18 protein-coding genes are annotated in these 24174 nt (G+C 45.5%); 6 read left to right on the forward strand and 12 right to left on the reverse strand.

From position 1 onward, the window contains the following. Positions 1-43 precede the first annotated feature (43 nt). The gene (locus tag ACF8OV_RS22815; RefSeq protein ID WP_047725670.1) at positions 44-1111 is read left to right on the forward strand and encodes a sensor domain-containing diguanylate cyclase; all 1068 of its coding nucleotides are present in this window, start codon (positions 44-46) and stop codon (positions 1109-1111) included. A gap of 127 nt (positions 1112-1238) precedes the next feature. On the opposite strand, the gene ACF8OV_RS22820 is transcribed toward ACF8OV_RS22815, so the two are convergent. Continuing rightward, entirely contained in the window at positions 1239-1391 is a 153-nt protein-coding gene (locus tag ACF8OV_RS22820; protein ID WP_005459713.1) for a hypothetical protein, read from the reverse strand. A 273-nt stretch (positions 1392-1664) separates the two neighbouring features. Between ACF8OV_RS22820 and speG the strand changes: the two genes are divergently transcribed. Next, entirely contained in the window at positions 1665-2195 is a 531-nt protein-coding gene (gene speG / locus ACF8OV_RS22825) for a spermidine N1-acetyltransferase (protein WP_005488166.1), read from the forward strand. Positions 2196-2377: 182 nt separating this feature from the next. On the opposite strand, the gene ACF8OV_RS22830 is transcribed toward speG, so the two are convergent. The 7 genes from ACF8OV_RS22830 to ACF8OV_RS22860 all read right to left on the reverse strand — a co-directional run bounded on the left by ACF8OV_RS22830 (position 2378) and on the right by ACF8OV_RS22860 (position 14198). Beyond that, positions 2378-3175, reverse strand: coding sequence for a hypothetical protein (locus ACF8OV_RS22830; protein WP_005459709.1), 798 nt, complete (start codon positions 3173-3175; stop codon positions 2378-2380). Between the two features lie 176 nt (positions 3176-3351). Continuing rightward, a complete protein-coding gene (locus ACF8OV_RS22835) occupies positions 3352-4437 on the reverse strand; it encodes an OmpP1/FadL family transporter (protein WP_017447888.1) in 1086 nt (361 codons plus the stop codon). Positions 4438-4554: 117 nt separating this feature from the next. After that, complete coding sequence (vmeQ, locus tag ACF8OV_RS22840; RefSeq protein ID WP_005459706.1) at positions 4555-7695, reverse strand: efflux RND transporter permease subunit VmeQ; 3141 nt, start codon at positions 7693-7695, stop codon at positions 4555-4557. Between the two features lie 10 nt (positions 7696-7705). Next, entirely contained in the window at positions 7706-8848 is a 1143-nt protein-coding gene (gene vmeP, locus ACF8OV_RS22845; protein ID WP_005391278.1) for an efflux RND transporter periplasmic adaptor subunit VmeP, read from the reverse strand. A 90-nt stretch (positions 8849-8938) separates the two neighbouring features. Then, positions 8939-9730 carry a hypothetical protein gene (locus tag ACF8OV_RS22850; RefSeq protein ID WP_005488175.1) on the reverse strand — a complete coding sequence of 264 codons (792 nt, stop codon included), beginning with the start codon at positions 9728-9730 and terminating at the stop codon, positions 8939-8941. 530 nt (positions 9731-10260) lie between these two features. Beyond that, positions 10261-12420 (reverse strand): prolyl oligopeptidase family protein, encoded by a 2160-nt coding sequence (locus ACF8OV_RS22855; RefSeq protein WP_203504164.1) that lies wholly within the window; start codon positions 12418-12420, stop codon positions 10261-10263. A 206-nt stretch (positions 12421-12626) separates the two neighbouring features. Continuing rightward, complete coding sequence (locus ACF8OV_RS22860; RefSeq protein WP_005459701.1) at positions 12627-14198, reverse strand: ATP-binding cassette domain-containing protein; 1572 nt, start codon at positions 14196-14198, stop codon at positions 12627-12629. Positions 14199-14643: 445 nt separating this feature from the next. Here ACF8OV_RS22860 and ACF8OV_RS22865 point away from each other — a divergent pair, with 445 nt between their 5' ends. The 3 genes from ACF8OV_RS22865 to ACF8OV_RS22875 all read left to right on the forward strand — a co-directional run bounded on the left by ACF8OV_RS22865 (position 14644) and on the right by ACF8OV_RS22875 (position 17877). Then, a complete protein-coding gene (locus ACF8OV_RS22865; protein WP_005459700.1) occupies positions 14644-15069 on the forward strand; it encodes a universal stress protein in 426 nt (141 codons plus the stop codon). 235 nt (positions 15070-15304) lie between these two features. Next, complete coding sequence (locus tag ACF8OV_RS22870; protein WP_005459699.1) at positions 15305-15922, forward strand: NAD(P)H-dependent oxidoreductase; 618 nt, start codon at positions 15305-15307, stop codon at positions 15920-15922. Beyond that, positions 15919-17877 carry a monovalent cation:proton antiporter-2 (CPA2) family protein gene (locus ACF8OV_RS22875; protein WP_005479240.1) on the forward strand — a complete coding sequence of 653 codons (1959 nt, stop codon included), beginning with the start codon at positions 15919-15921 and terminating at the stop codon, positions 17875-17877. Before ACF8OV_RS22870 ends, ACF8OV_RS22875 begins: the two co-directional genes overlap by 4 nt. Before the next feature lie 107 nt (positions 17878-17984). On the opposite strand, the gene ACF8OV_RS22880 is transcribed toward ACF8OV_RS22875, so the two are convergent. After that, entirely contained in the window at positions 17985-18278 is a 294-nt protein-coding gene (locus ACF8OV_RS22880; RefSeq protein ID WP_203504166.1) for a hypothetical protein, read from the reverse strand. Between the two features lie 244 nt (positions 18279-18522). Between ACF8OV_RS22880 and ACF8OV_RS22885 the strand changes: the two genes are divergently transcribed. Next, positions 18523-18816: a helix-turn-helix transcriptional regulator gene (locus ACF8OV_RS22885; RefSeq protein WP_005459687.1), complete on the forward strand. Its 294-nt coding sequence runs from the start codon at positions 18523-18525 to the stop codon at positions 18814-18816. A 68-nt stretch (positions 18817-18884) separates the two neighbouring features. Here the strand turns inward: ACF8OV_RS22885 and ACF8OV_RS22890 are convergent, their stop codons facing one another. The 3 genes from ACF8OV_RS22890 to ACF8OV_RS22900 all read right to left on the reverse strand — a co-directional run bounded on the left by ACF8OV_RS22890 (position 18885) and on the right by ACF8OV_RS22900 (position 23678). Then, positions 18885-20234 carry an alpha-amylase family protein gene (locus ACF8OV_RS22890; RefSeq protein WP_203504168.1) on the reverse strand — a complete coding sequence of 450 codons (1350 nt, stop codon included), beginning with the start codon at positions 20232-20234 and terminating at the stop codon, positions 18885-18887. Positions 20235-20710: 476 nt separating this feature from the next. Continuing rightward, entirely contained in the window at positions 20711-20941 is a 231-nt protein-coding gene (locus tag ACF8OV_RS22895) for a PAS factor family protein (RefSeq protein WP_005479230.1), read from the reverse strand. Between the two features lie 286 nt (positions 20942-21227). Continuing rightward, positions 21228-23678, reverse strand: a complete 2451-nt coding sequence (locus tag ACF8OV_RS22900; RefSeq protein ID WP_317676246.1) for a M9 family metallopeptidase — start codon at positions 23676-23678, stop codon at positions 21228-21230. Positions 23679-24174: the final 496 nt, after the last annotated feature.

The following is a 24174-nucleotide window of genomic DNA, read 5'->3' on the forward strand; positions in this document are numbered from 1 at the left end:
TACTTATTGTTTACATTTAGAGGAATGTCTAGGGAGATGGCTATTGAGACTTGAAAGAACTTTTGACCCAAATGACTTGTCGACGCAAAACATGGAAAGCCCAATATGTTTACCGATCGGCTTTGTTCACTTTTTAGCTCAATCACAGACGTTACAGCAGGTGCTCGATACTGTCGCAGAATGGATCAATCGGATTTTTGAATCTGACCGCACCAGCATTACGCTGTACGAAAACAGTGACTACCTCAAGGTCTACTCTTTTTCCGGCAACAAAGCGATTCCTGCCGATTTTCTCGTGCCGATTGATCAAGCCTTCGTCGGGCGTGTGTTCAAAAACCAACAACTGATCATTTGTGACGACGTTTCTCAATCCGACGAGCTAGATTGCGTCATGTTGACCTCCAGCGGTATGGGCACGTGTATGGATGCGCCGCTGATGCATGGTCAAATGTGCTTGGGCACGCTTAACGTCGCGCATCATCAAACCCATTTTTATACCAAGGAACAAGCCGCACAGTTGCAATGCATTGCCAACTGGATAGCGTTAAACATTGCGCTGCATATTCAGATCATGAAAATGGAGCACCTCGCCACCACAGACGATCTTACTGGCATTCCAAACCGCAGAGAGTTCATGCGTCAAATTGAGCATCGTCTTTCTGAATTTCGCACGCAAGGGATCAAATTCCACGTCGCGATTTTGGATTTAGATAACTTTAAAAAACTGAATGACAAGTTCGGGCACGACGCTGGCGACAAATCTCTCATCCATGCTGCCAATACCATTAAAGGGCATTTACGAGAATGCGACCTGCTTGCTCGTGTCGGTGGTGAAGAATTTGCTATCGTCCTGAGAAGCCGCTCTTGTCAAGAAGCAATGGATACGTTAGAAACCATCCGAAATGCCTTAGAAACCACGACGATTCGATATTCAGGGCGTGATATGACATTCACCGCCAGTATTGGGGTAACTCAAGTGTGTGGTTTGGATGACTCTTTTGAGCCGTTAGTGAAACGTGCTGATTTAGCGTTATACAAAGCGAAAGAAACCGGGAGAAATCGCGTAGAAATCAACCACAGCGAGCATCAAGGCGTATCGAATGAGCAATGAGTGAGATGATGAATCAACAATAAAAAAGGTAGCGACTGATGCGCTACCTTTGCGATTCCCAAGTAAATTCAAGATGAGGAGTGATTCACCTTGCGCTGACTTGGGATTAAGAAGTCAGCAAATTGAATTATGCTTTCTTAAGATCTTTAGCAGGGTAAGTTAGCGTCTTTTCGCCAGCTTTAACGTGAGCGTAAAAACCGCCGCTGCTTAAACCTGTAACAACCATTTCGCCTTGCTCGACACCTTTAGTCGCTACCACTACGTCACCGATTGAAAACATATTGAATACCTTGTTTGTTTAGATTAAGACACGAAGTCGTTGCGCGGTATTTAATATGAAATCAGCCTCCCTTACTAATCAGCTTTTTTATCGTCTGGATTAACGAGTATTATTAATAATTTTAGCAACTTACGAAGTTTGACACAGGTCAAATATCCGTTGATACAAATGACAAAGTTGATAAAAATATGCGAGGTGTTTTCCCTAAGATACGTTAAGATTTTCTAGCATCAACCGGGGAGGATTTGCCCTCCCACTCATTGGAGAAACAGGATGAAAAAAGGCCTAAAAATGCGTGCATTAGAACGCTCTGATTTGCGTTTTATCCACGAACTCAACAACAATCGCAATATCATGGCCTACTGGTTTGAAGAACCTTACGAGTCCTATGACGAGCTCGAAGAACTTTACCGCAAACACATTCACGATGACGCAGAACGACGCTTTGTCGTTGAAGACGCTGACGGCATTTTGATTGGTTTGGTGGAACTGATTGAAATCAACTACATCCACCGCAGTGCGGAATTTCAAATCATCATCGCGCCAGACCATCAAGGCCGTGGTTATGCGATGGAAATGATTCATCGCGCATTGGATTACTCTTTCTCCATCCTTAACTTACGCAAAATCTACCTATTGGTTGCGGTTGAGAACGAAGTTGCCATCCATCTGTATAAAAAGTGCGGCTTTATTGAGGAAGGCCATCTTATCGAAGAGTACTTCATTAATGGCAGCTATCGTGACGTGAAGCGCATGTACGTTTTGAAACATCAATACCAGAAGAGTATTGAAGAACAATCGTAAGCCGATTGAACGTTATCACTGGCGTTAATTCATGCTGTGCTATCTCTCGCATTGCTGCTTGAGAATTTCCTCAGTATTCATCGCTGAGCAAGGGCTGAAATAATGTCAGTGACACGCTCGAATCACAGGCTAGCTTGTGTTAACGGACTGGACGTCACAAACGCATTAGCGCTGTGTTTCCATTATTCAAATTGATATTGGTACGATACCGCAACACGCTTGTCTGCTTCATCCAGGTAGGTGTTGTTGTCCATGACAAACGTCATTACGTTAAACGAGTGGCGTTTGTTCACAAGGTAACCAAGGCCGATACCACCAAAGAAGCCTTTGTAGTTCTCTCCTTCACTGTTTTCTGAGCCGTAAGTGCCCGCTGCGAAGCTGATTAACGTCAGTTCTTTGGTAAACGATTTCAGCGCAAATGCACCAACGTAACCGCTGCTGCCTGAAGAGCTCATCATATTGAAGCCATTCTCTGCACTTGGCGTGCCCGTAAAGTTAGGCTCGCTACAGTGGCTACTTTCTGCACCGTCACAAACAGGAACATCACCAGTGTTGTACGTATAGCCTGCCATTGGGAAAATTTGGAAGCCTGCTGGCTCAATCCCGAAATAACTTAGCGGCATAAAGGTACCAACGCTGTAGTTGGTTTGATCCGCGCCGTTTACGTATTCATTTTTACCGAAGTTGAAGTTAACGATACCGACCGGAAACAACCACGAGCCACCAATACGCCACTCGCTCGCATCATCATTGATACGCAGGTTGATTTTGCGCGCTTGGTCAAGCGCAAGTGAGCCCGAGAATGAGATGTTTTGATCATCAAAATCGTAGTTGTTTGCGTACGACGCGCCAAATTTCGTGATGACTTTTGTTGGGTCATCCGCCAACTTGTTTTTATTGTCTTTTACTCGGTGCTCGGCACCATGAGCCAGCGTACTGACCAACAAAGTCGTACACACTAACGCTAGTTTATTTTTCATTTTTTAGTCCTTTGAGATGTTGAATACCCGCACTTAGCTGCGCAGATACTTTTTGAATCATCACTCACTGGATGTGACAGAAGCGCCCTAACTACCTTAGATGGCATGACAGCATCCAGTGCAGGTAGTTAGGGTAGAATGGCCTGTAAGGAAGGCGTTTTAGCGATTAGGAATGATTAGTTTTTCCAGTTGTAGCTCATGCTCATGAAGTACAGAGCAGGCTCATCAAAACCAGCTTGTAAGCGTGGCGTTTCTGACGATTCCATCAAGATCGCTTCAAAAGCGAAACCAATTGAGTTTTCTGAATCCAATTTGTAATCAATGCCTGTACCAATGCGGTATGCCTTGCCAGTAGGAACGGTAATGTCACCGTTTGATTGGCTTTCATACATGCTGGTATCGAATGCAAAACCTGCATTCCACATCATTTTTTCATTCAGTTTGTACTGAGTACCCAATGCGATTTGGTAAGTGTCTTGTGTCTCTACGTTCAGCGTGGTTGTGTATTCGCTCCAGTCTTGCCAGTTCACGTTCCACATCACTGCTAGGTCATCATTCACTTCGTGGTAAGCACTGAAGATCAGTTGTTGCGGAGCAATGGAGTTGCTATTGTCGAATTCAAATTCGGTTTCAGAAGAGTAAGACAGGCCAAGACGCGTGCCTGGTGTTGCCTCATAAAGTACACCTACTCGGCCGTTGAGCTGAGTATCTTGGTCTTCGTCATTGAAGTTCAGGGCTCCCTTCGTTTCCACTTCATACATACCGTACTGAATGCCAAGCGCCGCACCCACAGACCAGTGATCATTGATGCGGTAAGAAGCGGAAGGTTGAATGGTTAAGGCTTGCGTCGTTGCTGTAGGAATATCTAAATGATTATTCAAAAGACCTTCGTACTCGAGGCCAAGACCGTAGTTGCCATACAGACCAATACCCAGCGTCCATTTGTCGTTTACTTGTTGGCTGTAAAATGCCGACGCCATAGGAACAAAACCAATCACGTTACCCGCATCGCCAGTCATCGTGTCTAGTTGCGCGTCACCGTAAAGGCCAATCAGGTTACCAGAGAAAGATTTACCAGAAACATTCGCCAGACCAGCCGGGTTTGCTGCCATTACTGAGGCATCTTGCGCACGAGCCGCCATACCAGCGGATGCCAAACCAATATCCGATGCTGTAGTTTCGTAAAGGTATAACCCACCCGCTTGCGCAGCAGCACACGTCAGTAGAGAGCTCGCTACGACGATTTTTGAAAGATTTTTCATGCTAAAACCTATTATTGTTTGGGGGAACCCACGCTGCGACGGTGGTTGTATATCAATGAAAGGCATTGGCCAATCGCACACAGCGTGGGGGTGTTGTGGAGTCAGTTGAAATCAGCGTTATTGCTCGCTCACCTCAAGTTCAGTGGGTTTCTTTCGCTTAAACTTCTCGCGCAGAGATTGCATCATCACGAAGAACACCGGCGTCAGCAACGTGCCTACAAACGTAGAGAGAATCATGCCGCCGAATACCGCAAAGCCTAGTGAGTGACGAGATGCCGCACCGGCACCCGATGCAATCACCAACGGGAATACCCCCCAGATGAAGGCGAACGCAGTCATCTGTACTGCACGGAAACGGATTCGAGCAGCTTCTTTGGCAGCATCAATGATGGATAAGCCCTTTTCTTCTCGCAGAACTTTGGCAAATTCCACGATAAGAATCGCCACTTTGGCGGACATACCGATCAAGATGACCACACCAATCTGCACGTACAAATCGAACGGTTGTCCCACCAGCAGTAGCGTGCCCATTGCGCCGAGAATCGCGACTGGAACCGCCATCATTACCGCAGCAGGAATAGTCCAACTTTCGTACTGAGCCACCAAGAACAAGTAGGTGAACAGCAAAGACAATGCGAACGCGATTGGCGCCATGTTGCCTGCTTTCATCTCTTGGTAAGTCATGCCTGACCACTCGTACGAGTAACCACTTGGCAAAGATTCCGCAGCCAGTTTTTCAATGGCTTTTACAACATCACCCGAGCTGTAACCTGGCGCTGGCGCACCGTTCACGGTTGCAGAACTGAACATGTTGTAGTTCGATAAGGTATCAGGGCCGAAGATCGGCTTCACTTTCACTAGCGTTGCCAGTGACACCATTTTTCCAGAGCTTGAGCGAACAAACAGATGGTCGATGTCGTCGATGTTGTCACGGTATTGCTCTTCTGCTTGCACTTTCACTTGGTACGAACGACCAAACAAGTTGAAGTCAGAAATGTATGCACCGCCCAACTGTGCTTGCAGTGTGCTGAAGATTTCATTCAACGGTACGCCCATCGAAATCGCTTTATCGCGGTCAATATCGATGTAACGTTGCGGAATGTTCGCACGGAAAATCGAGAACGCACGCGCCACTTCAGGCAGTTGGTTGATTTGGGCAACAAAATCAGCGGTTGTTTTTGCCAACTCTTGTGGAGAACGGCCCAAGTTGTCTTGCAGCACAAGGTTGAAACCATCCACCGCACCCATACCTTTGATTGCCGGCGTCGCGAAAACGAACGAAGCGGCATCTGGCGTTGAGTTCAGCATTTGGTTAACTTTGTTCATCAACGCGCGTTGGTGTAACTCAGGGTCTTTACGTTTGCTCCAGTTATCCAGTTTGATGATCAACATGCCCGAGTTTGGAATCGACGCCATGTTAATTACCGAGAAGCCCGCAACCGAAACCACGTTCTCCACACCTTCCATCTGTTTTAGCTCATCAACGTACTTCTTCATTAATGGTGCAGTACGCTGCAATGCTGCTGCGTCTGGCAAACGCATTTCGACCATGAACACGCCTTTATCTTCGTTCGGAACGAAAGAAGAAGGTACGGTCATGAACGCAAATGCCAGCACCGCAATAAGCGCGCCATAAACACCGATACTCAGCACAATGCGGCGGCTCAAGAAGCCAACTAAACCTTGGTATTTGCGCGTTATTGCTTCAAAACCTCGGTTAAACGCACGCAAAGGCGCAATAGGTTGTGAGTGAGTAGATTTCAACATCAACGCACAAAGCGCTGGCGTTAACGTTAATGCGTTGATCGCAGAGATCAGCACCGACACACAGATGGTGACCGCGAACTGGTTGAACATTCGACCAGAAATACCCGGCAATAGCGCAACCGGTACGAATACCGCCAACAAAATAAGCGTTGTTGCCAATACTGGCCCCGTCACTTCTTTCATAGCTTGGATAGTGGCAGGAATCGGGTCTAAATGCTCTTCATGGATAACCCGCTCCACGTTCTCCACCACGATGATAGCATCGTCCACCACGATACCGATGGCGAGGATCAAGCCAAACAACGAAATGGTGTTGATGGTCATGCCCATCACGCCCATGATTGCGAACGTCGCAATGATGGAAACCGGAATCGCTAAGGTTGGAATAATGGTCGCTCGCCAGTTCTGCAAGAAAACGTACACAACGAAGGTTACAAGAAGTACCGCAATCACCAGCGTCTCGTACACTTCATCAATCGATGTCTCTACGTATTCGGTAGAGTCATACGCGATGTCGTAGACCAAATCATCTGGGAACGATTTCTCGTACTCTTTCATGGCCTCTTTCACGCGTTCCATCACGTCTAGCGCGTTCGCTGTCGGCAACTGGTACAAGGCCAGAACGGCGGCTGGTTCGTTATTCATACGACCATCAGCTTCGTAGCCTTGTGCGCCAACTTCGACACGAGCCACATCTTTCAAGCGAATCAAAGAACCTTTCTTGCTCGCACGGATGATGATGTTCTCGAACTCTTCCGCAGAAGTAAGGCGACCTTTGGTTTGCAAAACATATTGATATTGCTGGTCACCCGGAGCTGGCATACCACCGATCTTACCCGCCGCCACTTGGATGTTTTGCGTTTTAATTGCGCCAATAACATCGCTAGCAGATAGCTTCAAGGTGGCCAGTTTATTTGGGTTCAACCAAATACGCATTGAGTAGTCTTTCTTACCCAGCAGCGTAATGTCACTCATACCTTCGATACGTTTTAGACGCTCAACGATATTGAGATCCGCGTAGTTAGAAAGGTAGATACTGTCGTAAGACTGTTTCGGAGAACGCAGTGTGATAACGCCCAGCATGTCGGAAGATTTCTTCTTAACCGTCACACCGATTTGGTTTACTTCTTGTGGTAGAGATGACGTCGCCTGTGCCACCAAGTTGTTCACACGAACCTGCGCCATATCGCCATCTGCGCCCACTCGGAAGTAAATACGCAATGTGTATGAGCCATCGTTACCAATCACAGAAGACATGTAAATCATGTCTTCAACGCCATTGACTTTGGCTTCTATCGGTTGTGCTACCGTCTTTTTAACCACGTCCGCGTTTGCACCCGGATACATGGTGCTCACCGTAATTACCGTTGGAGAGATTTGAGGATACTCAGAAATTGGCAAGACTTTCAGGGCGATCATACCCATCAATGTCATCGCCAGTGAGATCACCAAAGCAAACTTCGGCCGGTGAATGAAAAATTTACTTAACATCAGTACTCACTCAGCCTTGTTCACTCTGTAGTTCAACGTCTTTCACCGTTGCACCCGGACGCACTTTTTGAAGACCATTAACGATGACTTTTTCGTTAGCCGCCAAGCCAGTCAGCACAGCACGTTTCACACCGTAGGTCTGACCAAGTTCAACGTTACGACGAGACACCACGTGATCATCACCAACCACCATGACGTAGTCACCCGCTTGGTCTTGCTGAACAGCCGCCGATGGGATAAGCAAACCATCAATGGTTTTGTTGCGCAGCTTGATGGTCAAGTTGCCATATTCACCCGGCATAAGCGCGTAAGTTGGGTTATCAAATTGTGCTTCTGCTCGAATTGAGCCTGTTTCTAAATCGATCTTGTTGCCAACGGCGTAGATCTTGCCATCAAGCGGATACAATGAACCGTCTGAAAGCGTCAGTGTTAAATCAACATCCAGTTTGTCATCGTTACGATGAGCCACATCAATCGCGCTTCTTACGCGGCGGTAGAGCTTCTCATCCACATCAAAGCCAAAGCGAATTGGGTCGATTTGAGTGATCGAAACAAGAGGAACGAGTTGAATTTTCGAAATACGGTCACCCACTCGGAAGTTGCTGAACCCCACGCGGCCAGAGAAAGGAGCACGCACAGAGCTAAATTCAAGATCGAGCCTTGCTGAAACCAGCGTCGCTTTCGCCTCTTCTACCGAAGCAATCGCTGCGGCGTGCGCAGCAATGGCGTCATCGTATTGCTGCTCACTGATGCTTTTATCTTTGATGAGTTTCTTCACACGTTCTGCATCACGCGTAGTTTGAACGAGTTGTGCTTTTGCTTTTTGCAACGACGCTTTTGCATACGCCAGTGCCGCTTTGTAAGGACGGTCGTCGATTTCAAACAGCAATTGGCCTTTTTCGACCATATCGCCATCTTTAAAATGAATCGCGGTTAATTCGCCACCGACTCGAGGCATAATATCAACGTCATTTACCGCTTCAGTTCGACCGATAAAAGTATGATAAGGAGTGATTTTTGTTTCGGTTAGGGTAACGGTTTCAACAGAGGGTGCTTGGGCAGTTTTCGTTGCGATATCGCCAGTTTTGCATCCTGATAGTAATGCAGAAGATATAGCAATAGATACCAACGCAAATTTATATTTGGCTTTCATGATAAACCTACTTTATGTAGAAAGTGCCCTAGCCTAAATATTTAAATATATGGATAAACGCACTTTCTATTCTGGAAATAAACGAGGGAGTTAGAATTGGTAGTTAAATTCGATACGGTGATCACCATCACCGAAATTAACGTGCTCATTCCAGTTTGCAAAGTAACGAATATTAGCGCGAGGATTAATTTGATAAGACAACGCAAACTCATGAGTTAAGATATTATCTTCACCCGCGTAATAAGTGTCTTTATATTGACTAGACCCTGACAATGTATGCATATACATTGGGTTGTAGTTAATCCAGATTTTATCGGTTAATTCAATTTTTGAGTACATACCGACAACGGTGAAAGTACCTGGAATTTCATAACCTTTGTCATCATCACTAAAATCATTAGCAATAGTGACACCCGCACCAGCTAAAGGAAATAACTGCAACATACCAAACTTAGGTAGGCCTTGAATAAAGCTGTAAGATGCATCTAATTTATCGTTATCAACATCGTAGTTTACATCCAATTGACGGCCTAGACCTTTTGCGACTTCTACTTGGAAATTACGTAGTCGGAAAGAGTCAATGCTGTCATCAACATTGGCATACATTGGATCGTCATTGTCGCGAATGCCAAATAGCTCACCACCAATGCCTTTCATTTCGATGATGTTCATCGCCATGGTGCCAGGCTGGCTAGATTGGTAAGTTTGACCGATTTTGATGTTCGCGCCTTTGTCAGTAATACCAAAGCCCGCTTGGGTGTAAACCGCAAGTGGGTCAGACATATCTTGTAGTTCTTCGTCATTATTTGTCTGAGCATAAGCAGAAGACGCGAGTTGAAGGGCTGCTGCCATGATAACAACAGACGGTTTCACTAAATTCATAAAACTGTATCCATTTTAATGATTATAAAATTATTCACGTCATGAGGTCATCATAAATAGCAAGCAACACAACTCGCTTTGGATAATATAAATTATCAAAGCAAATTTAATAATGACGAAACATTAGACGTTTTAATTAAAATAAAATAAAGCGTCGTAAAAGTTCAATCACTGCTACTTATATCTTATATAACTTGAAATTTGGTAAGCTTTACAAAGAAGGGAATATTAAAACTTATGAAAATTCAATTATCATTAGAACAAATGATTAATTAAATTTACCATATAAATAAGGAGTGCAATGGTGTTAGGTGATCGCGATCAAGTTTTATTTTTATCGCATATTACTCTTAAGGTAAAGAAGAGAGTTGTAATAAATTGCAAATACCTTAATTTAATTAGCCTTGCGGTCAATTTAGAATAGTTACTCCACAATAAATTGAAAGGAAATCACACTCTGTGATTCCCTTTTATTATCGAGTGCAAAAGCACCAATGCATTTCGTTAACTAAAAACGCAAACGATTCGCACTATTGCAGTTTCTCTATCCCCATATTGAACAGTGCAAAGCTATAAATATCTGCATTTGTCTCAATTATTTTACGCGTTGGTGTGCCAGCACCATGTCCTGCATTGGTTTCGATGCGAATCAAGGTCGGATTTGAACCCGCCTGTTTTGACTGCAACTCAGCAGCAAATTTGTAAGAGTGAGCAGGAACAACACGATCATCATGATCACCCGTTGTAATCAATGTTGCTGGGTATTCCACCCCTGCTTTTACATTGTGCACTGGCGAATAACCTTTCAGATATTGGAACATCTCTTTACTTTGCTCAGCCGTACCGTAGTCATACGCCCAACCAGCACCTGCGGTAAAAGTATGGTAACGCAGCATATCCAGTACGCCGACTGCTGGCAGCGCCACTTTAAACAGATCTGGACGTTGCGTCATAACTGCCCCCACTAACAAGCCACCATTCGATCCACCGTTAATGGCTAACTTGTTTGATGACGTTACCTTTTCATCAATTAGGAATTCAGCCGCCGCAATAAAGTCATCAAACACATTTTGCTTTTGCATTTGAATGCCAGCGTTGTGCCACTCTTTACCATACTCCCCACCGCCACGAATGTTCGCTACCGCGTAAACACCACCAAGCTCCAACCAAGCCGCACGTGTCGGGCTAAAAGATGGTGTGAGGCTAATGTTGAAACCGCCATAACCATATAGGATGGTTGGTGCACTGCCGTCCATCGGTGTCCCTTTTTTATAGGTGATGATCATCGGCACTTTTGTTCCGTCTTTTGAGGTGTAAAACACCTGGCGAGAGTCATACAAAGCTGGATCAAATGGCGCTTTAGATTTGTAGTACACCTCGCTATCACCATCTTTGATGTTCAGACGATACGTAGTGCTTGGCATCTTGTAGTTGGTGAAAGAATAGTAGACTTCGGTTTCATCTTTTTTACCCGAGAAACCGTATGCGCTGCCAATATCAGGCAATTTGATTTCTCGGATGAGTTTGCCGTTCATGTCGTATTGCTTCACCATCGAGATCGCATCAACAATATAACTCGCAAACAAATTGCCACCCGCGGTAGAAACGCGTAACACATTCTTTGTTTCAGGAATCAAATCTTTCCAGTTTTTGGGCTGCGGCTGACTCGCATCCACCGTCACGACGCGTTTGTTCGGCGCGTTAAGGTTCGTAACCAAGTACAGCTTCGTGCCTTGGTTGTCTATTACCCAAGTATCAGAACTGGTGTTATCTAAAATGGTTTTAAGTGGGCTGTTTGGCTTACTCAGATCTTTAAAGAACAGTTTGTTACCCGATGTCGATACGCTGGCTGAGATAAACAAGTAGCGTTCATCATCTGACGTATAGCCGCCAACATAACGGTATTTCTCTTCCTCAAAGCCGCCGAAAATCAGCTGGTCTTCATTTTGTTTCGTTCCAAGTTTATGAAAGTAGAGCTTGTGTTGATCTGTCTTCGCGGAGAGTTCACTCCCCTGTGGCTTGTCATAACTCGAGTAATAGAAACCTTGATTGCCGAGCCAACTGATGCCGCTGAACTTAATATCCACCAGCGTTTCACCGACTGGCTTTTTGGTTTCTGTGTCTAACACAATGACTTTGCGCCAATCGCTACCGCCTTCCGAAATACTGTATGCGACCAAAGAACCGTCTCGTGAAAAGCTCACTCCCGCTAACGATGTGGTGCCATCCTCACTAAAAGTATTTGGATCGAGGAAAATTTCTGCGTCACCATCACCTAACTGCCGATAAAGCACATCTTGGTTTTGTAACCCGTCATTTTTGTAGAAATAAGTGAACTTACCCTCTTTGAACGGTTGGCTTTGCTTTTCGTAGTCCATGAGCTTAGTGATGCGCTCTTCAATCTGCTCGCGGTAAGGGATTTTCGACAGATAATCAAACGTCACTGCATTTTGTGCCTTCACCCATTCTGCGGTTTCTGGGCTGAGATCGTCTTCCAACCAGCGATAAGGATCACTCACTTTTGTACCAAAGTAGTCATCGACAACATCCACTTTTTGTGTGGTTGGATACGTGATGGCTTTCGGGGTTACCTGTTCAACCGACGATTGCGCCGCTTCATTTGCATGCGCCACAGACAACACACTTCCGAGTGCGAGAGCCGTTGCGAACGCTAGGGTGTTCTTTTTCATGAAATTCCTTTTTATTTTTCTGTTGTCTTTTTGTGCAATACATCAGAACTCTACTATATATCGACAAAATGAATCTAATTTCATTAAACGAGTTGTGAAAGCCATCCTAACTCCCTCATTTCCTGCCAGTTCTACAAACTAGTAAGTGGAAGTGTAGAACTTGGGAACAACACTGAAGAGCTACGATGGCGTTTACTCTCTTTCGTCTAAGTCAGCTCGATTTGGCGCAAACCCCCAGACTCAGAAGCGAAATCTTGGTCGTGACTAATCAGAACAAATCCACCTTTGTATACATTTAACGCCTGACTAAGCATTATTTTTGACTCGAGATCGAGATGATTATCTGGTTCATCAAGCAGCAGCAAAGGCTGGGAGTGTTGATGGCTGACGATCAGCATTGCGAGCTTCATCTTCTCGCCACCGCTTAGTACGCATCCCAACCGAAACACAGCGTCTCGACGAAAACCGATCCCCGCCAGTAAGGTTCTCGCTTCACTTTCCGTCATCTCTTGGCAGGTCTCCATTACGTTCTCAAGTAACGAAAGATTTGGATTCACTACGCCAAAGTGTTGGTCGAGATAATACAAGGGTGTATTCACTTGCAACTCACCACTCAGCAACGACAACTCGCCAAGCAACGTCTTTAACAAGGTTGACTTTCCGCAGCCATTTTTCCCTTTGAGATGGACTTTATCGTTCGCAAAAATCTGCAAAGTGATAGGAGTAGAATCCCCAAAAGGCAATATACCTTCTTGTATCGACAACACTTTTCTCGAACGGTTCGGATTATCTGCAAGATAAAACTTTTGCGCTTTGAGCTGCTCATGTCGCGATTGCAACGCCCGCTCTTTGGCTTGTAAATGCGCTTGTCTGAGTTGCTCATTCTTATTGCGATTTGAGGCGCTGGCGGTCGCGCTATCCTTTTTGCCATCAAGCAAAATTTTGGGCTGACTGCCGTCTTTGCGCAGTTTGTTCCCTTGCGCGGCGCGTTGGTCTGCTTTTTCGCGATTTTTCTGGGCTTGCTCAGCTAACCGTTTTTTGTGTTTATCGACCTGCGCTAACTGCCTTTCGACCGCTTGTAACTCAGTGCGTTTTTGCTCGGCATACACATCGTAATTTCCACCAAAAACCTGTAAGCCTAGGCCCGAGAGTTCCCAAATTTCCTCCATTGCTCGAAGCAGCTCGCGATCGTGACTGATGAGTAAAATCGCGCCACCGAAATGCTTCATAGACTCTATCAACCATTGTTTCGCCTCGGTATCTAGGTGATTGGATGGCTCATCGAGAATCAAAAGCTCCGCTTCGTTTTCAAACAATTGCCATAACTGCAAACGCGCCAACTGCCCCCCACTGAGCCGAGCACAAGAGAAATCAGGGTCTTGCGGCAAGCCCATCGCAGCAAGCTGCTGTTTGAGTTTCTGTTCAATATCCCACTGTTCGCCAACCAGTTCGAACCAATGCTCAGAAACATCACCTTGTTCAATCTGCTTCAAAGCATGTAAGACCGAGTCTGTTCCCAGAAACTGGGCGATCGATTGCTGACCTGAAAGCAGATCAGACGGCTGCTGGCGATACATCATGAAAGAAGAGGGAGAAGTCACAACACCGCTGGCAGGCTGAGTTTCGCCCGCCAAAATGGAAGCCAAAAGCGACTTACCGATGCCATTGCGCCCAACCAAACCAACACGTCGTTTAGTCATGTAACAAGAAATAGACTGAAATAGCGTCTCGCCATTATCAAATTGATGGCTAACATTAAAAGCTTGTAAAACTGGCATAATTTGCCTCCTGTATGACAGGGACAACAGCCGTAGCTATGATTTGAGATTGCAACAAAACGCGTGCACAAACGCATTAAGCTCTATGTAAAGCTCGACGATAAACGTCAAATCAAAAAGTCGTCTTGTTGCAAAGAAATATCGGAAAGTGAGCTACGCCTACTAACCCTGCAGATCCAAAAAATAAGTAAAAATATGGATAACAGGTTTAGTTCTTCATGTTGGCGTAATCTCCTAGAGAAATGATGCGCAAAGTGTAGCGGCTTTTTTGTTCAAAAAGCAAGCTTTCTAACCAAATGAGTACAAAGAGAAAGTTTCACAGCAAGTTGTTATATCGTATTAACTTTTTAACAAAACTTTGAACAATTTCGAGATCTTATCAACACAATTTTTGCCCAAGCCATACTATGCTTAGGGTAAAGATAATCCACATAAGGGCGTGGTTATGAAATACAAACATATCCTTGTTGCACTCGAACTGTCAGATGAAAGCACCGTGCTTATCGACAGAGCGGTATCAATGGCAAACTATCTCGACTCCGATATCTCCTTTATCCATATTGATGGTACGCACGGAGAAATCTATCGCGAGCTTGTAGACATTAAAGAGAACCCGGATCAAAGGCCGTTGAATGAGCATTCAATGGAATGTTTAAGAACATTCAGTGATTACATGGACTACCCACTTAAACACTTCTTTGTAGGTACGGGGGATTTGGCTGATAAATTGGAAGTCACCATTAAAGAGCAAGAAGTGGATCTGTTGATTTGTGGTCACCACCAAGATTTCTGGAGCAAGATCATTTCTTACTCAAGACACCTAATCAACAAATCACCCGTTGATATTTTAGTGGTGCCTATTCACGAATAAATTGGCGTGATCATGAAATAGCCCCACGGGCTCAGAGAACTTGTCTCATTTTATAAAACCACCAACTTGTTTGGTGGTTTTTTATTAATACTTCATCAGTTTATCTATTCCTACATGGTAGATAGGTTAACGTTTATGCGTTACATTTTGTAACTGACCGAGACGGACATAGCGCGTCAGTCTCTTCACCCACCTTCTCCATTCGGATAAGGCCATGCTGAAAGCAAGGATCCCTATGACAAATAAAAAAGTACTGATTCTCTTTGCTCATCCTTCCCAGCATCGTTCAGAAGTGAATACTCCACTTTTCAAAGAAGCTCAAAAAATCGAAGGCGTGACATGCGTTGACTTGTACGGTGAGTACCCTCGTTTCAACATCAATATCGACCGAGAACAACAACGCCTTCGTGAACATGATGTGGTGATTTTCCAATTTCCGCTTTACTGGTACTCAACACCAGCGATTTTGAAAGAATGGCAAGATTTGGTGTTGGAATACGGCTTTGCATACGGCACCGAAGGAACCGAACTGCAAGGCAAAACCATGCTGTGCGTGCTTTCTGCCGGCGGCAAAGAAGAAGCCTACAAAGCCGAAGGCTACAACCATTTTACGATTCGGGAACTGCTCGCTCCTATCGAGCAAATGTCCGCACTCACGGGCATGCACTATATTGCGCCTCTTGCTTTGTTTGGTTCGCGTACCGCAGCCGAAGAAGGTCGTATCCCGCGCCATATTGAACGCTATAAAAAGCTCTTAACGGCGCTGGTCGAAGACCGATTGGATGTCGAGGCCGCCGCTTCGCTCATTAAACTTAACAGTGCATTGCCGGAGCTCATCAAGGAGGCGTCATGACAGGAATATTCTTACAAGCCTTTGTGTACCTTGTAGCCGCCGTTATCGCGGTTCCGTTAGCAAAACGCTTAGGTTTAGGCTCTGTACTGGGCTACCTAATTGCCGGCGTGGTGATTGGCCCAATTATCGGCCTAGTAGGCGAAGAGACCACAACCATCCAACATTTTGCGGAATTTGGCGTTGTAATGATGCTGTTCCTTGTTGGTTTAGAACTCGAACCTAAAATGCTGTGGGCGATGCGTAATCGCTTGATGGGGTTAGGTGGCTTGCAAGTTGGCGGCACTGTCGCCGCGATTATGGGTATCGCCTTGTACTTTGAGCAGCCTTGGACGATTGCTCTGGCGATTGGCCTAATTTTCGCGCTGTCATCAACCGCCATTGTGCTGCAAACCTTTAGCGAAAAAGGGCTAACCAAAACAGAAGGTGGTAAAAACGCGTTTTCTGTTCTGCTCTTTCAAGATATCGCCGTTATCCCGATGTTGGCCTTTATTCCATTGTTGGCCCTGCCGGAGTTAGTCGAACAAGCACAAAATGCCGTTCAAACTGCTGCGCAGCATCATGACGATTTAAACCTCGTGGCCGATTTGCCGGGCTGGGCATACGGAATTGTCATCACTGCATCGATTGCAATTGTTGTGGTTGGCGGACACTTTTTAAGCCGCCCGTTACTTAAGTACGTGGCGAGCTCTGGTTTGCGCGAAATCTTTACGGCGACCGCGCTCATGCTGGTGATTGGCATCGCTGCACTGATGAGTTTAGTGGGCTTGTCTCCTGCGCTTGGAACCTTCTTGGCTGGCGTTGTATTGGCGAACAGTGAATTCCGCCACGAGTTAGAGTCCAACATCGAACCATTTAAAGGTTTATTGCTGGGTCTGTTCTTTATTACCGTTGGCGCGGGAATCAACTTCTCGGTTCTATTTGGTGATTTCTGGCTGATCATGGCGCTGACCATTGGCGTGATGGTATTGAAAGCCTTGGTGCTGTTTATTCTCGCGCTGATATTTAGAGTGAAAGGTAGCAACCGCTGGCTGTTTACCCTAAGCTTGGCTCAAGCGGGTGAATTTGGTTTTGTGTTGCTAAGCTTCTCTGTGCAAAACCACGTCATTCCGTTTGAACTCTCGCAAACTCTTGCACTGGTGGTTGCGATTTCAATGTTCCTGACACCAGGCTTGTTCATTCTGTTTGATCGGGTGATTTTGCCTCGCTTTGAAACCCAATCGAATGAACGCGAAAGCGATACGATTGAAGAAACAGGCACAGTCATCATTGCTGGTATTGGCCGCTTTGGTCAGATTGTGAATCGCCTATTAGTATCGAACGGCGTGACAACTGTAGTGCTTGACCATCAAGCCAACCAAGTCGATAACATGCGCCAGATTGGCACTCGTGCCTATTTTGGTGACGCAACCCGACCAGATATGCTGCACACGGCAGGTATCGAGCATGCGGCTGCGTTGGTCGTCGCGATTGATAACCAGGAATCGAGTGTGGAACTGGTGAAATACGTGAAGCACACGTACCCGAAAGTGAAAATCATCGCACGCGCTTTCGACCGCGGTCATGGTTACTTGCTGCGTCAAGCTGGCGCAGATGTGATCGAATCGGAAACTTATCACTCGGCACTGGAAATGGGTGGGCATGCTATGAAAGCGTTGGGCATTCACCCATTCTTTGTTGAACAGCAAAAAGACACTTACAAGCGCGTAGAAGCTCGTAAATCTGAAATGTTATATCAAGCGTGGGAAGACGATTCGGAAGGTGAGCGCTTCGATAACAACTTCCGCGAGCTATTCATCCAGCTCGAAGAGAAAATGGCGGAAGAGATGCGCAAAGATCGTCACGATAAGTTATCGCGTTCTGAACGTGGCTGGACGCCACCGCCAAAAGGTTACGCTGAAAACTTTGACGGTGAAAACGTGCAAGATATTACGCCACCAAAAGAAGAAGCGATTTAACGCCAAAACAGAAATACAAAAACCTCCCACCATTGGGAGGTTTTTTGTCGGTTGTACGTCAGCACGCCGCCCTAAATCACCACAGTGACTTTCATCCATAATGAAAGCTACATGAGGTCATTCATCAAAATCTCATACTCTTCATTCGCTTCTTCAACTAAATGAAAAAGCTCTAACGCGTCGGTAACTGCAAGATTGAACTGCCACGGGGTTGCGTCTTCTTTGCCACAAATTCGAGTTTCACACCCACGACTTTCAAAAGATAAATCATCAAACTCGGTCGTATGACGCTCTTCAAGTTCGATAATTTCAACTTCCAATCTTCCAACAGGGTTTACTTTAACGTGCGCGTGTAACTCTGAACTGCTAGACAAACAATAATCTCGATGAACTGCAATCATGGCCGCCTCCTTGTTCTGCCAACTAACAACTCATCAAAGAGTGTAGGAGAGGAAGTTTGAACGTGGGGTGAAATAATAATGAAGATTGATCTGTCTCATTGGAGGAGACAATTTTTGTCATCACAGTATGAGTCGGTATGAAACTCGCCTGAAATCACACAGAGTCAAACCAGAAAAGTTGGCATTCAAGGCGAGTTTCCCTATTATCGGAACACATTTAACGTTGGTCAGTTTAGAGGTCAGTATGGAGCTAGAAGCCGTCGCTAAAGCATTAAAAGAATTAGGGCACCCTACCCGTCTATGCATTTATAAAGAAGTCGTTAAAGCGGGCTACAAAGGCATTGCGGTAGGCGGTGTGCAAGAAAAACTCGGTATTCCTGCATCCACACTTTCTCATCATATTTCCAGTTTAGCCTCTGCAGGACTCATTACTCAGCGCCGTGAAGGCCGCATTCTTTTTTGTGTCGCTGAATACGAATGTTTGGACGATGTCATCGACTTTCTTCGTGCAGAATGTTGCGTGAATGAATGCCAATAACGGCTTTGACGATCCAAATAAAAACGAGCTCCTATTGAGCTCATTTTTATTGTCTTCTGTCGCCGCTTTTATTTTTGCACCAATAACATGAACGACTTTGCCGGAACCTTCAGTTCTATCCCGGCGTTAACGCTTTGATCTGACATCAAATCGAACCAATCACACTCTGTCTTTAGCGATAGCGATTGTGCGCGCGTGGATTTGTTTAGCACTACAATGCCTTTCTCTCCGCGTTTTAGCACTAGCATATCGTCATTCCCTTCCAGTACCGTCATTGATTCGCCATGAGTCACATTGTGGAACGCGATCATCTTCGCCATACGAGGATCATTCCAAGCGTCTTTCCATCTTGGCTTTCCGTTTTTGTTCTTAATGCCGCTGGTATCCAGATCGGTATAAACCAAAGGCACGCCGCCATCGCGACCAAGAATGTAGGCATAAGCGATCCACTCATCCTCTTCATCCATTATCAAGTCGAGAAAGACGTCGTTGTTGGGAATATCATGCGTCACCACAAAAGTAATGGCTCGACCGTTTGAAAGCGCTTGGCCAAAACAGTAAGGGTCAATCAGAGACTTGAAACTGCCTTTTTTTGAAAATGCTTTAAAGATGGTCGAAAACAGCGGGAAATCATACGCACCTAAACGGGTTTCTTGTAAATACGGCTCAAGAAACAGTTGATACTCTTCTTCTGTTGCACCGCCATCGGTAATGATTTCCCCAAAAATGTGCACATCTTGGGTTATGTCGTCTGTCCATACGCGTTTTAGGTGTTCAAGCGTCATGTGCTTCGCGGCATCAATACGTAAGCCTTTCACACCTATCGCTTTCAATGCTTTTAAGTAAGCTCGCTGCTGCTCGACAACATGTTCACAAACGCGAAGGGTTGGTAAACCAGGATCGGTTGGCCCACCTGTAATTCGGCCATTTTGGACCTGCCATTTATCTTTCCAGTCTTTGATGCCAAACGCTTCAACAAAATCTTCTTCACTAAATAGCGGTTTGGATAAATCGCCGAAAAGCTTCAGAGACTGGTATTTCTGTTCGTCTTGTCGGTATTGATCTAACACATCCTGACGAGGATATTGCAGATCACGGCGTAAATGTGCTTCGTTAGCCATGTGGTTAAACACCACATCGGCGTATACCAAAACGCCTACGCGTTCGAGCTCACGAACCATATAGATGAAGTCTTGGGTGTCACCGAGCGCGTTGTCGATAACACGGTAATCTTGTGGTTGATAGCGCTGCCACCAACGTTCATCGTGGGCGCTTTTCATTGGTGGCGAAACCAGCACCGAGCCATAACCTAGCTGGTGGATTTCATTTGCTCGTTGGGCAATGTCAGCGTACTTCCAATCAAAGGCGTGCAAAATCACGTTTGCACCTGCTGATTGCGTTTCCTGTAAGCCACTCATGTTGTTCTCCTACTCGTTTCCACTCACGATTACTTGTTTGGTTGTTTTGTGTGAATGAACTCAATAGTCGAAATTATAAAAGCTATTCGCGATACGCCCTCACCCTTTTGCGCTTAACTCAAGGCTGAAAATCGAGGCGTAGATACGCCCTGCCTAGCACAATGAGAGTCTGTGAATCACCTCCAGTCGATGACAGCTCTTGCCATCCGCAAACAAAACAAAACTAAGTCATTGTTTTTATTTATATAAAATCCAAACACAAATTCCAAGCAACAAAACCTTATGTACGCCCTAACCCACTCGCTGTAAATGAGTAGGTTATAAAATGCGTTGACGTAACAAATAGTTAAGAAAAGCAAACTGGCAACTAGATCACGTTTGGTGAGAAGGAATTAGCGTCGAAAAGTGTGTTGAGGAAACGAAAAAACAAAAACGGCCCTTGGGGTATTGGGCCGTGATAAAGACAACGAAGTAGATTAGCGTTCTGGTGTTTCCAGAAGTTTAACGGCGCAATCCACAGCGTTGTTGATACCTTGACTACTCTCAAGCTTACCTGAACTCGCAGGCCCAAGGGCACAAGAGTACAAAGCCAGTTGCTTATCGAACGGCAGATCCAACTGTTCATATAGGTTTTGTCGGATACGTGCATGTTGTTCTGGTTCTTGGCTTGCAAGGCTAATCAACGTGTCATAAATAAGCGTTTTCATGCCATTCCCTTTAATTTTATTGCACGGGGTGCATATATATTGTATCCGTTTAGAAACCACAAATCAGAAGCTAGGTCACAGAACGCGGCGCTAAAAAAGATTATGTGAGAAGGATATGCCAACACAAAATTGAGACGCTTTCGACAAAAATTGACAGATACATCTCGAAATCATGCAAACGTTTGGCATTTAACACTGTTTGAATACAACCAAAAGCAGGAAAAACGAACACGCCGCCAAAAATGGCGGCGTGTTTTTTTGTGTTACGAAACTAACTTAACGTCGATTAGAAGAAATAAACCAACACCTCTACATCATCACCTTGTTGAAGGGCTTGAAGAGAAAAGTGCACATAGCCCGCTTCAGTCACTGGGATAGCAAGATATTCGTTGCTGCCCGCATAGTTTGATGCGTACTCATGTTGCTCTGCTGTCGGCCAGTGTTTGCGGCTTGCGTACAAGTCCACATTACCTGCACCGTAAGGGTCGTTCGCATTTGATTGGCTCGACATCCAAACGCGTACTTCTTTCACGCCTTCAGGCACATAAACAGCGGCATAACGCTGCTGATGAACCGTTAGCACTTTCGCTTCTCCTGATTCCAAAACCACAGGAGCTAAATCGTCTTGCACTTGTGTTGGTGGCGTTTGCGCTTCAACTTCTAACGCTGCCACAAGGTTTACGGAGTCGTAGCTATCACGCCCTGTTAAACTGATGTAGTAACGGCCAGCTTTAACGTAACCATTTTGCTCTGGCGCAAATTGAATCTCTTCATTGCTACCGTCCGCGTATTGGCTCATTTCGAAGTCGTAGTAATGCGCCACTATGTTGTAGCTCATGTAAAGGTCGGCATCACCCGCTCCTTCAATAGAGACACTAAAGCGAACGGTGTTAGCAGGCACGTCAACGTAGAACAGTTTTTCGCTATATGCTTCGCCACTCAGTTGAAGGCTTTGGTTCGCCGCCAGCTCCGTCACTTGCACTTCAGGTTCTGTTGGTTCGCTTGGCTCTTCTGGGTCCGTTCCTGGTTGCTCCGGTTCAACTACCGCTTCTAACGTATCCAACCAACGCTCAAATTCCGCATCGTATTGTTGACCAAGCACAGTAACCTGCTGCGCCCATTGTGCAAACTGACCTGAACGAGACAACGCCAACAAGCTCTCTACATCTTGAGGGTGGTTTTCTAGCATGAAGCGAACCGCCAAGTAGCCCCAACGGTAAATGCGGTTGCTATCGTGCGAGTATGTGGTGTCAAACACGGTTGAAAGGCTCAGTTTGCCACTTGGGATCAGGTCGATCGCGGCCTTGTAACCTTGTTTGTAATGCATGTATTCCGCAAAGCCTTCCAGCCACCAAACGATATGACCATGAGCTAAGTTGTCGCTGAATGAACCGTATTGGTTGAAACGTGCATCCAAGTAGTGAGTGTACTCGTGCTCAAGGTTCAAAATAGATAGATCTTCGCCATTCGCGTAGCGATAAGCCACGAAACGCGCCGTATTATCGGCTCTTGACGGAGTCCCCTCTAAGTACTGACCACCGTTATCCGTTGTATTGCCAAACAGGAATGAAGAGTAATCAACGTAGCTGTCGTTGCTTGCAAACACCGCGACTTCAACACGATCGTTCAAGTCATCCGCCACTGGTTGATTGCCAGTATTCGCAACTTGATGGAAGTCTGCTTCTTTCGCAGCAAGCACTTCACACGCTTTCGCAGCTTGAGCATCGGTGAGATCTTCAGAGCGAATGATGGCAGGTCCCTGACATTCGAAACGATTTGGCATCACGCGTGCTGCTAGATCTTGCTTCGCTTGCTCTAGGTTTAGACCATTCAAACCCTCAGGCGCGTAGTAACTCATCATCTCAACGGCGGCAAGCCACAGTTTGTCGTGCTCACTGCCCAATGGGTAACGCTGCATCACTTGCTGCATAACAGCCAATGCTTTACGTTTGGTTTCTTGATCTGGGCTCGCAAGTAGACGACCAGTTTCACGTAATGCATTGAAAACGATAAAGTTTGCATCTGTATCTAACGCCCATGCATTGTCAGAAGCGAATCGCGCTAACGTATCAATATGGTGAGTGTTGTTTGCCATGTAGCGGTAGAACGCATCGTTCGCCGCGTGACCTGCCATAGAGCGGAACAAGTTGTTCAGGCCATCAACCCATTGGGTATCTTTCGCGGTGTCACGGTTAAAGTGCATCAACGCGGCCATCATGCTATCCATGGTCAGCGGCAACTGCTTCACGTTATCAACCATCAAAGTCAGGCTCTTCATCGCACCAACTTGTTCGCGGCCTTGATCCAAAGCATGAGGGTTGTTAAGGAACAGGTTCGTTGACTGAGCAAAACGCTGACTCAATGCTTCTGAAAACTCAGGTGTGCCAGTGCCAGCGTTGTAACGAACGTAATACGCCGCACGAACAAATTCGCCTAGATTTTCCAGAACGCGAGCTTGTTCTGCTTCACCACGATAGCGTGCAATTTCTTGATCCAACGCGACTTGAATACGGCTTAAACTTGCTTCGCTATAAATATCATTCAGCGTTGCTGAAGGCGCAGAGAACCAAGCGTGGTAGCAATCATATTCAGCGCCAGAAACGGCAGCGGCCAAATCACGCGATTGTTGTAAATCAGCAACAGCACACTGATTTTGGGCAAAAGAGAAGCTAGAAACACTCGCTAGCATGCAAGCAAGCGCCAAACGATGACGCGGGAAAAAACGGATATGAGACATAACAACACTCATTGATTATAAAAATAAATTGAGTGGGGTTTATATTCCTTACAGCTCAAACAGTGAAATCAGTATCATAAAATTTATGAAACCGATCCCAAAAATAGACTTATTACTCTAATTTAATGGGACCAATCCCACACAGGAAGATTCAATAATTATTAATAAAAACATTAATTTACCTTTTTCTAAATAAGTCAATATGAGTCAAAAGTGACTCAAAAAATGAAATTTATCGCACCAGACCAAAAAGTTAGTTATTAGCTCAACTGAGAACCATTGAAAACGAGTTTTCATTATGAGACATGAACCAAATAAGCATCAAAACACATATCTGAAAGCAATGGATGATGGTAAATTCTCGCCACACGTCGTGCCTAATACTCTATTGCATAATGACATCATCCTTTTTTGTCGAAACGTAATATCAATGAGAGTAAAACCTGCATCGAGCAAATCACGGCACTGAACTAGGACTACATATCCCCTTCCATCA

Origin of the sequence: Vibrio sp. GLN_1, from assembly GCF_043106015.1 — a bacterium.
Taxonomy (GTDB): domain Bacteria; phylum Pseudomonadota; class Gammaproteobacteria; order Enterobacterales; family Vibrionaceae; genus Vibrio; species Vibrio parahaemolyticus.